At 39.1% G+C, this 13,046-nt stretch carries 9 protein-coding genes; 8 read left to right on the forward strand and 1 reads right to left on the reverse strand.

The window, feature by feature from the left end:
- Positions 1 to 8: 8 nt before the first annotated feature.
- Both nusA and infB read left to right on the forward strand, forming a co-directional pair.
- Positions 9 to 1,250, forward strand: a complete 1,242-nt coding sequence (nusA, locus tag Q0M21_RS11495; protein WP_295338338.1) for a transcription termination factor NusA — start codon at positions 9 to 11, stop codon at positions 1,248 to 1,250.
- 42 nt (positions 1,251 to 1,292) lie between these two features.
- Entirely contained in the window at positions 1,293 to 4,046 is a 2,754-nt protein-coding gene (gene infB, locus Q0M21_RS11500; protein ID WP_295338341.1) for a translation initiation factor IF-2, read from the forward strand.
- Positions 4,047 to 4,081: 35 nt separating this feature from the next.
- Here the strand turns inward: infB and Q0M21_RS11505 are convergent, their stop codons facing one another.
- A complete protein-coding gene (locus tag Q0M21_RS11505) occupies positions 4,082 to 4,492 on the reverse strand; it encodes an SPOR domain-containing protein (protein WP_295338345.1) in 411 nt (136 codons plus the stop codon).
- A gap of 196 nt (positions 4,493 to 4,688) precedes the next feature.
- Here Q0M21_RS11505 and Q0M21_RS11510 point away from each other — a divergent pair, with 196 nt between their 5' ends.
- The 6 genes from Q0M21_RS11510 to Q0M21_RS11535 are packed head-to-tail and all read left to right on the forward strand — an operon-like array spanning position 4,689 to position 13,040.
- The gene (locus tag Q0M21_RS11510; protein WP_295338348.1) at positions 4,689 to 6,029 is read left to right on the forward strand and encodes a c-type cytochrome; all 1,341 of its coding nucleotides are present in this window, start codon (positions 4,689 to 4,691) and stop codon (positions 6,027 to 6,029) included.
- Positions 6,030 to 6,061: 32 nt separating this feature from the next.
- Positions 6,062 to 9,124: a TAT-variant-translocated molybdopterin oxidoreductase gene (locus Q0M21_RS11515; protein WP_295338352.1), complete on the forward strand. Its 3,063-nt coding sequence runs from the start codon at positions 6,062 to 6,064 to the stop codon at positions 9,122 to 9,124.
- A gap of 39 nt (positions 9,125 to 9,163) precedes the next feature.
- Positions 9,164 to 10,573, forward strand: a complete 1,410-nt coding sequence (gene nrfD / locus Q0M21_RS11520) for an NrfD/PsrC family molybdoenzyme membrane anchor subunit (protein WP_295338355.1) — start codon at positions 9,164 to 9,166, stop codon at positions 10,571 to 10,573.
- Positions 10,574 to 10,581: 8 nt separating this feature from the next.
- The gene (locus Q0M21_RS11525; RefSeq protein ID WP_295338358.1) at positions 10,582 to 11,109 is read left to right on the forward strand and encodes a DUF3341 domain-containing protein; all 528 of its coding nucleotides are present in this window, start codon (positions 10,582 to 10,584) and stop codon (positions 11,107 to 11,109) included.
- 8 nt (positions 11,110 to 11,117) lie between these two features.
- Positions 11,118 to 11,681, forward strand: a complete 564-nt coding sequence (locus Q0M21_RS11530; protein ID WP_295338361.1) for a cytochrome c — start codon at positions 11,118 to 11,120, stop codon at positions 11,679 to 11,681.
- Between the two features lie 27 nt (positions 11,682 to 11,708).
- Complete coding sequence (locus Q0M21_RS11535) at positions 11,709 to 13,040, forward strand: quinol:cytochrome C oxidoreductase (protein ID WP_295338364.1); 1,332 nt, start codon at positions 11,709 to 11,711, stop codon at positions 13,038 to 13,040.
- Positions 13,041 to 13,046 lie beyond the last annotated feature (6 nt).

Below are 13,046 nucleotides of genomic sequence, written 5' to 3' on the forward strand. Positions count from 1 at the left end.
AAACAGGCATGGAAAATATTGCATTAATCGAATCATTTTCAGAGTTTAAAGACGATAAACTTATTGATCGAGTAACGCTTATGGCGATTTTGGAAGATGTATTTAGAAACGCATTAAAAAAGAAATACGGTTCTGATGATAACTTTGATATCATTATCAATCCTGATAAAGGAGATATGGAAATTTGGAGAAATCGCGTGGTGGTAGCTGATGGAGAAGTGGAAGATGAGAACCAACAGATTGCCTTGTCTGAAGCACGTAAAATTGAGCCTGACTTTGAAGTTGGTGAAGATGTTTCAGAAGAAGTAAAATTAATCGATCTAGGAAGAAGAGCGATTTTGGCTTTACGTCAAAACTTGATTTCTAAAATTCACGAACATGACAATACCAATCTTTACAAGCAATTTAAAGATTTAATAGGTGAAATTTATACGGCCGAAGTACATCATGTTCGCCCAAGAGTTGTAATTTTGGTGGATGATGAAGGCAACGAAATTGTTTTGCCTAAAGAAAAACAAATCCCGTCCGACTTTTTCCGCAAAGGCGATAACGTGCGCGGAATCATTGAAAGTGTTGAATTGAAAGGTAATAAGCCGCAAATCATCATGTCTAGAACGGCAGATAAATTCTTGGAAAAACTATTTGAACAAGAAATTCCAGAAGTATTTGACGGTTTGATTATGATTAAAAAGGTAGTGAGAATTCCTGGTGAAAAAGCGAAAGTAGCCGTAGATTCTTATGATGACAGAATTGATCCGGTTGGCGCTTGTGTGGGAATGAAAGGGTCTCGTATTCACGGTATTGTTCGTGAGTTAGGCAACGAAAATATCGATGTAATCAACTACACCAGCAATTTGCCGTTGTACATCACCAGAGCTTTAAGTCCGGCTAAAGTTTCTTCTGTTAAAATCGACGAAGAGAAAAAAAGAGCCGAAGTATTTTTAAAATTAGAAGAAGTTTCTAAAGCCATCGGTCGCGGTGGTCATAACATCAAATTGGCCGGATTGTTAACCGGTTACGAATTAGACGTGATTAGAGAAGGAAGTGCTATTGAAGAAGATGACGTTGAATTAACAGAGTTCTCAGACGAAATCGACGGTTGGGTAATCGACGAGTTTGCTAAAATCGGTTTAGATACCGCTCGCAGCATCCTGAACCAAGACGTAGCCGATTTAGTGAGAAGAACTGATTTGGAAGAAGAAACTATCTTAGAAGTAATCAAAATATTGAAAGAAGAGTTTGAAGACTAAACTTTCGCCAACACAACAATAAGTTAACATTAATTAGATTTTATGTCTGAAGGAAATATTAGAATTAATAAAGTTTTAAGGGAATTAAATATTTCTTTGGAAAGAGCTGTGGATTATCTTAAGGATAAAGGGATTGCTATTGAAGCAAGTCCTAACACAAAAATTTCCGATGATGTATACAACATTCTTTGTGGTCAATTTGCCGGCGACAAAGGCAACAAAGAAGCTTCTAAAGGAATAAGCGAAGAGATCAGAAAAGAAAAAGAAGCCCTTCGTTTAGAAAGAGAAAAAGAAATTGAAGACAAGCGCAAACAGGAAGAGGAACGCCAACGTCTTGAGCTCATCAAAGCCAAAGCCGTAATCAGCGGACCGAAGCAAGTCGGAAAAATCGATTTAGAACCGAAGCAAAGTGTTGCTGCCCCGGAAACTCCTAAGATTACCGCGGAAAAATCAGAAAGTGTTACTCCAAAAAGTGAAGCAGCACCGGTAGCCGAGCCAAAAAAAGAGGCTCCAAAAGAAGTTGTTGCTCCTAAAGTAGTGGCTGCAAAGCCAGCGGATACAGCGGCAGATGAGACTATAACTACGCAATACCAAAAATTGTCCGGTGCCACTTTGACCGGTCAGGTAATTGATTTGTCTCAATTTAACAAGCCGAAAAAGAAGAAAGAAGAATTCAAGAAAGACAATGGTAAACCGGCTGCTGCTAACGGACAAAGTACTAATGCAAGTCAGAATGCCAACAAAAATAAACGCAAAAGAATTGCGCCGAAACCCGGAGACAAACCGGCTATAACAGGAGGCAATAATGCACAAGGCGGACCTTCTAAATTTGGCAATAAACCAGGCTTCCAAAAAGGGAATCGTCCGGCTATCGTTCAAAAAGTAGAGCCGACAGAAGAAGAGGTTAAAAACCAAATCAAAGAAACTTTAGAGCGTTTACAAGGAAAAGGAAACAAATCCAAAGCTGCGAAATACCGTAGAGACAAGCGTGATACACACCGTCAACGTTCGGAAGATGAAATGCAGGCGATGGAAGAAGGAAGCAAAATCCTGAAAGTAACCGAGTTTGTTACTGTAGGTGAAATTGCGACCATGATGGACGTGCCAATTACTAAAGTAATCGGAACTTGTATGACCTTGGGAATCATGGTAACCATGAACCAAAGATTAGACGCCGAAACACTTTCTATTGTAGCCGATGAATTTGGTTATCAAGTAGAATTTATTACCACTGATATTGAGGAAAACCTTGAAGTAGTTGAGGATAAACCGGAAGATTTAGTACACCGCGCGCCTATCGTAACCGTAATGGGTCACGTAGATCACGGTAAAACTTCCTTGTTGGATTACATTCGTAAAACCAATGTAATTGCAGGAGAATCCGGAGGAATTACCCAACACATCGGTGCTTACGGAGTAGAATTAGAGAATGGTCAAAAAATAACATTCTTGGACACGCCAGGTCACGAAGCTTTTACCGCTATGCGTGCTCGTGGTGCTCAAGTTACTGATATTGCCATCATTGTTATTGCTGCGGATGACGACATCATGCCTCAAACCAAAGAAGCTATCAGTCATGCTCAGGCAGCCGGCGTTCCTATGATTTTTGCCATCAATAAAGTGGATAAACCTGCCGCTAATCCTGAAAAGATTAAAGAGCAATTGGCGGGAATGAATTTGTTGGTAGAAGACTGGGGTGGAAAATACCAATCACACGATATCTCAGCTAAAGCCGGAACCGGTGTGAAAGATTTATTAGAAAAAGTATTGTTAGAAGCTGAATTGTTAGATTTGAAAGCAAATCCAAACAAACCTGCTGTAGGTACAGTAGTAGAGGCTTTCTTAGATAAAGGTCGCGGATATGTGTCAACTGTTTTGGTTCAAGCCGGAACATTAAAAGTAGGCGATTATGTATTGGCTGGGAAGAATCACGGTAAAGTAAAGGCCATGCACGATGAAAGAGGACACAATGTATTGGTGGCCGGTCCGTCAACGCCCATATCCATTTTAGGATTGGATGGAGCGCCAACAGCGGGTGACAAGTTCAATGTGTTTGAAGACGAAAGAGAAGCCAAACAAATCGCAGCCAAACGTACTCAATTATTGCGTGAGCAATCGGTTCGTACGCAAAAGCACATTACTTTGGCAGAAATCGGTCGTCGTATCGCTTTAGGACAATTCAAAGAATTAAATATTATCTTAAAAGGAGATGTTGACGGTTCGGTAGAAGCATTGTCTGATTCCTTCTCTAAATTGTCAACCGAAGAAATTCAAATCCGAATCATACACAAAGGTGTTGGTGCGATTACTGAGTCTGATGTATTGTTGGCTTCGGCTTCCGATGCAATTATTATCGGATTTAACGTTCGCCCTTCCGGAAACGCTAAACAATTGGCTGACAAAGAAGAAATCGATATCAGAAACTATTCAATTATTTACGATGCTATCGACGACTTGAAAGATGCGATGGAAGGCATGTTGTCTCCGGAGATGAAAGAAGAAATTACCGGAACAGCTGAAATCCGTGAGCTTTTCAAAGTTTCTAAAGTGGGAACTATTGCCGGATGTATGGTTACCGATGGTAAGATCTTCCGTAACTCTAAAATCCGTTTGATTCGCGAAGGAGTTGTTATTTACACCGGAGAATTGGCTACCTTAAAACGTTTTAAAGACGATGTGAAAGAAGTGTCTAAAGGATATGATTGCGGTATGCAAATCAAGAACTACAACGACATTCGTGAATACGATACTATCGAAGCTTTCCAAGAAGTGGAAGTGAAGAAAAAGTTGAAATAACAAATAAAAAAAGCCTCGAATTTCGAGGCTTTTTTTTATTTATTTGGTTTGATTAAGAAAGCGGTTGGGTATTTTTTCTTGAGTAAAACCAAGTTTTTTTCGGCTTCTATACGGGTTTTAAAATTACCTACCCAAACCTTGTATAATGGAGTGCTAAACACAATGGTGGCATCTAAATTTTTAAACTCTTTTTTAAATTCAATCAAAGTCTTTTTTGAGTTTTCAGTGTCGCCGTTAAAGATCTGAATTTTATAACGATCATTAATAGTAATTGAACTGTTAATTTTCCTTTTTTCATTTAGCAACTGTTCAAACCTAACATCTTGGTCGACGGTCACTTTTGCGTCTTGAGAAAAGCTTTTTTGACAAATAAAGAAAACGATTGCGTAGAAAAAAAGAGGTTTTGTTTTGGCTGAAAATTCCATAATGATTTGATTTTTATACAAATGTAAAACTTAATAAATTAAACAAAACAGGATTTGTTATTTAGAATTAATATAAATTGGTATTTATGATATATTTAAGGTTTTGAGAATAGTTCATAAGTCGTATTTTTGTGCAAGTTTTAAAGAAAGCGTCGATTTTTAGCTGAAAATCTTTCAGAAAGAATCATGCCAACATTAGTCGATAATCATTTATTATATGAAAAAAATGGGTAACCATAATTCGATTTCAAGGACAATAGTCTTCAGTTTAGCTTTGATGCTAACGTTCTCCTTCTCTTCATTTTCACAAGAAACTCCGGCAACAACTGATGCTGCAGCTCCTGCCGCAACAGATGCAGCCCCGGCAGCTGCCTCAGGAGGTGATCCGGTAGCTGGTAAAGCTTTGTTCAATTCGAATTGTGCGGCATGTCATGGTCTTGATAAAAAAATGACCGGTCCTGCATTGAGAGGTGTTTCTGCAAAGTATGACAAGGAATGGCTTTACAAATGGATTAATAACAGTTCGGCTCTTATCAAATCCGGAGATGCTAAGGCTATCAAAATTTTTGAAGAGTATAACAAGTCAGTAATGACTGCTTTTCCTCAATTGTCAACAACAGATATAGACAACATCATTGCTTATACCGATGAGAAAAAAGCGGAACCTGCTGCTGCAGTAGCTGCTGTGCCTGGAGCCGGTGGTGATGCTAATCAAGGAGGGATTTCCAACGATGTAATTCTTGGAGCCTTGGCTTTGGTGATGTTCATGTTGGTGGTGATGCTGTTCTTTGTGAACAATGTACTTACTAAAGTGGCTAAGTCTAACGGGATTGAATTGCCGTCTAAAGAAGGTGTTTCATTGTGGAAAGCTTTTGCTAAAAATCAATTTTTAGTGTTGGTGGCCTCAATCTTTTTGTTGTTGTCTAGTGGTTACTTTGTGTACGGATGGATGATGCAGGTAGGTGTTGATCAGGATTATGCGCCTATTCAACCAATTCACTTCTCTCATAGAATTCACGCCGGTAGTAATGGTATCGATTGTAAATACTGTCACTCTGCTGCCAGAGTTAGTAAGAATGCAGGTATTCCTTCGTTGAATGTGTGTATGAACTGTCACAAGAATATTGCTGAAGTAGCTGATACTACTGCAACACCTGAGTATACCAAAGCATTTTATGATGGCGAGATTCAAAAGTTGTATGATGCTGTAGGTTGGGATAAAGCTACTCAAAAATACACGGGTAAAACTAGTCCGGTTAAATGGGTTAGAATACATAATTTGCCTGATTTTGCTTATTTCAATCACTCTCAACACGTAACTGTGGCTGGTATCGAATGTCAGAAATGTCACGGTACGGTTCAAGAGTACGAAATTCAGAAGCAATTTGCGCCTCTAACTATGGGATGGTGTATCCAATGTCACCGTGAGACCGATGTTAAGATGGAGGGTAATGCCTATTACACTAAAATTCACGAAGAGCTTTCTAAAAAGTATGGTGTAGACAAGTTGACTGCAGCACAAATGGGAGGTTTAGAATGTGGTAAGTGCCACTATTAATCAAATTATTAAGAAGCTAATATTTATATACGATGTCATCGAACAAAAAATACTGGAAAAGTGTTGAGGAACTAAACGAAAATAGTTCTATTGTTGAGACGCTTAGAAATAATGAGTTCTCAGAACCAATCCCAACGGATGAGTTTTTGTCTGATAAAGAATCCTTATCCTCTTCTTCAACAACTCGTCGTGATTTCTTGAAATACGTTGGATTTAGTACAGCAGCTGCCACTTTGGCTGCTTGTGAAGGTCCTGTGCACAAATCAATTCCTTACGTTTTACAGCCGGAGCAAATAATTCCGGGAGTAGCAGATTATTTTGCGACTTCAATGTTTGATGGATTTGATTTTGCCAATTTATTGGTAAAGTCACGTGAAGGTCGTCCGATTAAAATTGAAAACAATACTATAGCTGGTGCTAAGTTCACTGCCAATGCCAGAGTTCATGCTTCGGTTTTGTCTTTGTATGACAACACACGTCTTAAAGTAACCAAAGTAGATCAGAAAGATGCTACTTGGGCAGCGGCTGATATGAAAATCAAAGCCAGTTTGGCTGATGCGAAAGCAAAAGGCGGTCAAGTGGTGTTGTTGACTAATACTTTAGCGAGTCCTTCTACTGAAAAGTTGATTGCTGAGTTCATCGCACAAAATCCAAATGCTAAGCATGTGGTGTATGATGCGGTTTCTGAGTCAGCTGCTTTGGATGCTTTTGAAGCAGTTTACGGTGAAAGAGCTTTAGTTGATTATGATTTTTCAAAAGCAAATACTATAGTTTCCGTTGGAGCTGATTTCTTAGGAGATTGGCAAGGTGGCGGATACGATACCGGTTATGCTCAAGGCAGAATTCCTCAAAAGGGGAAAATGTCTAAGCATTACCAATTTGAAGCTAACATGACTTTGTCGGGTGCTGCTGCGGATAAAAGAGTCCCAATGAAAGTGGCTGACCAAAAATTGGCCTTAGTGAAAATTTATAATATAGTTACTGGAGCTTCAACGAGTGTTGGTAAAGTTGCTAACGATGATTTAGTGACTAAAGCGGCACAACAATTAAAAGCTGCAGGTGCAAAAGGTCTTTTAGTTTCCGGTATTCAAGATAAAAATGCACAATTGTTAGTGTTGGCCATTAACCAGGCTTTGGCAAGTGAGGCGTTTTCTACTGCCGGAACTCGTCAAATCAGAAAAGGATCTGATGCCAAAGTGACCCAATTGTTGGCGGACATTAATGCAGGGAATGTACATACTTTAATCATGAGTGGTGTTAACCCTGTTTATACTTTAGCCAATGGTAAAGCCTTTGCTGAAGGATTGAAAAAAGTAAAATTATCAGTAGCGTTCTCTTTGAAAGAAGATGAAACAGCTTCTGTTACCAATATTGCTGTTCCTGCACCTCATTACTTAGAGTCATGGAACGATTTAATGTTAACCAAAGGAACCTATTCTATTGTTCAACCAACCATTCGTCCGTTGTTCAGTTCTAAACAATTCCAAGAAGGATTGTTGTCATGGACAGGGAATAGTGCTTCTTATTATGATTATATCAAAGCCAATTCAGCAGCTTACTTAAACGGATTGACTTGGAACAAAGCTGTTCATGACGGTGTAGCTCCAGGTGTTGCTGCTCCGGCTTCTGCAGGTTCAGCTGATTATGCTGCTGCTGCTGCTGCTTTAGCACAATCTAAGACATTAGCCAATTTCGAATTGGTATTGTATACGAAAACCGGTATGGGAGACGGTCAACAAGCCAATAACCCATGGTTACAAGAATTCCCGGATCCGATTACCAGAGTGTCTTGGGATAATTACTTAACGGTTTCGAAAGTTGATGCTGAAAAGTTAGGCTTGAAAAATGAAATTGTGGCCAATGGTGGTTTAGACGGAAGTTATGCTACAGTAAAAGTAGGTTCAACTTCTATCACGGCTCCGGTTATTGTTCAACCTGGTCAAGCGGTAGGTACTATCGGTTTGGCTTTGGGTTACGGTAAAACAGCCGGATTAAAAGAAGAAATGCAAGTAGGTGTTAATGCTTACGCTTTATATAACAACTTTGACAATGTTCAGTCGGCTACACTAACTAAAGCTGACGGTAACCATGAGTTTGCTTGTGTTCAATCACAAAAAACATTAATGGGTAGAGGTGATATTATCAAAGAAACAACCTTAACGGTTTTCACTGCTAAGTTTGATGATCCTGAAGTATGGAACCCAACACCAATGGTTTCTTTAGATCATAAAGAAGTACCTGCTACCTCTGTAGATTTATGGGAATCTTTTGATCGTTCCGTAGGACATCATTTTAACTTGTCAATCGATTTAAATGCTTGTACCGGTTGTGGTGCTTGTGTGATTGCTTGTCATGCAGAAAACAACGTGCCTGTAGTTGGAAAATCGGAAGTTAGAAGAAGTCGTGATATGCACTGGTTGCGTATTGACAGATACTATTCTTCTGAGGAGACTTTTGAGGGTGATAACAAGAAAAAAGACGAGTTCGACGGTTTATTCGGAGATAAAGGTTCATTGGGTGGTTTTGGTCAAATGGAAAACCCAAGTGACAACCCTCAAGTGGTATTCCAACCGGTAATGTGTCAACATTGTAATCACGCGCCATGTGAAACTGTATGTCCTGTGGCTGCTACTTCTCACGGTCGTCAAGGTCAAAACCAAATGGCATACAACCGTTGTGTGGGTACTCGTTACTGTGCTAACAACTGTCCGTACAAAGTACGTCGTTTCAACTGGTTCTTATACAGCAACAACAGCGAGTTTGATTTCCACATGAATGATGACTTAGGTCGTATGGTGGTGAATCCTGATGTAAACGTTCGTTCACGAGGGGTTATGGAGAAATGTTCAATGTGTATCCAAAAAACACAATTAACTATCTTAACGGCAAAACGAGAAGGTAGAGAAGTTGGTGTAGATGAATTCCAAACGGCATGTTCTGCTGCTTGTACTACAGGCGCAATGGTTTTCGGAGATGTGAACAACAAAGAAAGCAAAATTGCTAAGTTAGCCGAAGACAAAAGAATGTACCATTTGTTAGAAAGTGTTGGAACCAAACCAAATGTTTTCTATCACGTTAAAGTTAGAAATACCTAGTATCAATAAGTAATTAATTAAGAAACAATATAAAGGATTATGTCGTCTCATTACGAAGCACCCATTAGAAAACCTTTAGTTATAGGTGATAAAACTTATCACGATGTAACTGTAGATGTAGCCGCTCCGGTGGAAGGAAGAGCCAATAAACAGTGGTGGACTGTATTTTCTATCGCATTAGCCGCTTTCCTTTGGGGGATAGGTTGTATTATCTACACCATCTCAACAGGAATCGGTACATGGGGATTGAATAAAACCATTGGTTGGGCTTGGGATATCACCAACTTCGTTTGGTGGGTAGGTATCGGTCACGCCGGTACATTGATCTCTGCTGTATTATTATTATTCCGTCAAAAATGGAGAATGGCCATTAACCGTTCGGCTGAGGCGATGACCATCTTCTCGGTAATCCAAGCCGGTTTATTCCCAATCATCCACATGGGTCGTCCTTGGTTAGCTTATTGGGTAGTGCCAATTCCAAACCAATTCGGTTCATTATGGGTTAACTTTAACTCACCACTTCTTTGGGACGTATTTGCGATTTCAACTTATTTATCTGTTTCATTAGTATTCTGGTGGACAGGGTTATTACCGGATTTCGCCATGTTGAGAGACAGAGCAGTAACACCTTTTGCCAAAAAAATATACACTATCGTATCATTCGGATGGAGCGGTAGAGCTAAAGATTGGCAACGTTTTGAAGAAGTATCCTTAGTATTGGCCGGTTTGGCTACTCCGTTAGTACTTTCTGTACATACTATCGTATCCTTTGACTTTGCTACTTCGGTAATTCCGGGTTGGCATACCACCATCTTCCCTCCGTATTTCGTTGCCGGTGCAGTATTCTCAGGTTTTGCCATGGTAAACACCTTGTTAATTATCATGAGAAAAGTTTCAAACCTTGAAGCTTACATCACCATCCAACATATCGAGTTGATGAACATTGTAATCATGATTACAGGTTCCATTGTAGGGGTTGCTTACATCACCGAGTTATTCGTGGCTTGGTATTCAGGAGTAGAGTATGAGCAATACGCTTTCTTAAACAGAGCAACAGGACCTTACGCTTGGGCTTATTGGGCGATGATGACTTGTAACGTTTTCTCTCCACAGTTCATGTGGTTCAAAAAATTAAGAACCAGTATCATGTTCTCATTCGTAATCTCTATTGTGGTTAACATCGGAATGTGGTTTGAGCGTTTCGTAATCATCGTAACCTCATTGCACAGAGATTACCTTCCGTCATCTTGGACTATGTTCCAACCGACGTTTGTTGACATTGGTATCTTCATCGGAACTATTGGTTTCTTCTTTGTGTTATTCTTATTGTATGCGAGAACTTTCCCTGTGATTGCACAAGCAGAGGTTAAAACAATTTTGAAATCTTCCGGAGAAAATTACAAAAGACAAAGAGAATTAGAAGGTCATAATCATTCAGATAAACATTAATAATTGCTATGAGTAGTAATAAAGTTATACACGCAATATACAATGATGATGATGCATTAATGCACGCGGTTCACCAAACCCGTTCAGCTCACCATCATATTGAGGAAGTTTATACTCCTTTTCCGGTACACGGATTAGACAAAGCTATGGGATTGGCTCCAACAAGATTAGCCATCTGTGCTTTTATCTACGGATGTATTGGTTTATCAGTAGCCACTACCATGATGAATTATATTATGATATCTGATTGGCCGCAAGATATTGGAGGAAAACCAAGTTTTAGTTACATCCAAAACATGCCGGCTTTTGTACCGGTTATGTTTGAGATGACGGTTTTCTTTGCAGCGCACTTGATGGTTATCACTTTTTATATGAGAAGTAAATTGTGGCCATTCAAACAAGCGGAAAATCCTGATGTAAGAACAACCGATGACCACTTTTTAATGGAAGTAGCCGTTCACGGTGACGAATCTGAAATGGTTAAATTCTTCGAAGGAACCGGAGCAGTTGAAGTGAAAGTAATTGAAAAGCATTAATATTAGATATGAAAAGTTTATTTAGAACCGCACTTGTATTAGGCATCATGGTTTCAGTATCTTCTTGCAAAGACGATTTGAAACCTAACTATCAGTACATGCCTAATATGTACGAATCAGTAGCCTACGAAACCTATTCAGAATCTGATGCTTTCAATTCTCCTACCGGTGAGAAAGGTAAGGAAGGCCAAATCCCAGCAGACGGTGCTATTAAAAGAGGTTTTGTGCCCTACGAAGTACCGAATACTCCGGAAGCCTTAGCTATGTTAAAAGCTACCAATCCGAAATCACCATTGGATTCTACGCAAGTTGATATGAAAAAAGCAGAAGAACTTTACGGTATTTATTGCGCTATTTGTCACGGAACAGAGGGTAACGGTAAAGGGAAACTAGTACAACAAGAGAAATTCTTGGGTGTTCCGAGTTATGCTGACAGAGTAATTAATGAGGCTAGTATTTTCCATGTGGTTACTTACGGTTTGAACTCAATGGGTTCTCATGCCAATCAAATGAGTCAAGAAGAACGTTGGTTGGTTTCCGCTTATGTAATGCAACTTAAAAGCAAATTATAATTGTAGAACAAACAGATTGTTATAGATATGTATACATTTTCAAGTAAATTAAAAACCTTTTCTTTTGTCCTAATGATCATTGGTGTTCTTGGGATTGGTTATGGTTTTTTAACTGCACCAAAAACTATCCAAGATGTTGAGACTATTTTGGCATCTGATAGTCACGGACATTCTAATGCTCACGATGCAGCAGCTACTCATGATGCTCATGGAGCTGAAGCAGGTCACGATGCAAAAGCTACCGCTGAGCACACCGAGCACTTAGAGCACGTTCTACACCAATTACAAAACAAACCGTGGGCAGCCTTGTATGTAGCATGTCTGTTCTTTATGTTAATTGCCTTAGGAGCTTTGGCTTTCTATGCCATTCAACAAGTAGCACAAGCAGGTTGGTCTCCGGTTTTATTCCGAGTGATGCAAGGCATAACCGCTTATTTGTTACCGGGTTCAATTATTTTCTTTGTATTGTTGCTTTTATCAGGTTTCCACTTTAATCATTTGTTTATTTGGATGGATGAAGAAGTTAGAGCAACAGACGAATTAATTCAAGGTAAAGCCGGTTATTTGAACTTCCCATTCTGGATTATCAGAGCGGCTGTATTCATCTTTGGATGGAACTTGTACAGACATTTATCAAGAAAGAATTGTTTGGCTCAAGACGAAGCTACTGATAATACTTTCTACAAAAAGAATTTCAAAATGTCTGCTGCATTTTTAGTATTCTTCATTGTGTCTGAATCTATCATGTCATGGGATTGGATTATGTCGGTTGATCCGCATTGGTTCAGTACATTGTTCGGTTGGTATGTTTTTGCCAGTTTCTTTGTGAGCGGTATCACTGTAATCTCAATGGTTACTATATACCTAAAATCAAAAGGATATTTAGAAAATGTAAATTCAAGTCACATCCACGATTTATCTAAATTCATGTTTGGTATCAGTGTGTTTTGGACTTACCTATGGTTCTCTCAATTCATGTTGATTTGGTACTCTAACATTCCGGAAGAGGTAACTTATTTCAAAACTCGTATCGAAGATTTCGGTTTGCCTTTCTGGGGTGCGGTTGTAATGAATTTCATTTTCCCGTTCCTAGTATTAATCAACACCGATTTCAAACGTATCTCATGGATTATCGTTATGGCTGGTATTGTAATCCTATTAGGTCACTATGTTGATTTCTTCAACATGATTATGCCTGCAACGGTAGGGGATCAATGGTTTATTGGAGTGCCTGAGATTTCTTCAATCTTATTCTTCCTTGGCTTGTTTATTTTTGTAGTATTCACTGCCTTGACTAAAGCACCATTGACACCGAAACGCAATCCTTTTATTGAAGAAAGTAAACATTTTCATTATTAATATTTA

Source organism: Flavobacterium sp., assembly GCF_024710485.1.
GTDB lineage: Bacteria > Bacteroidota > Bacteroidia > Flavobacteriales > Flavobacteriaceae > Flavobacterium.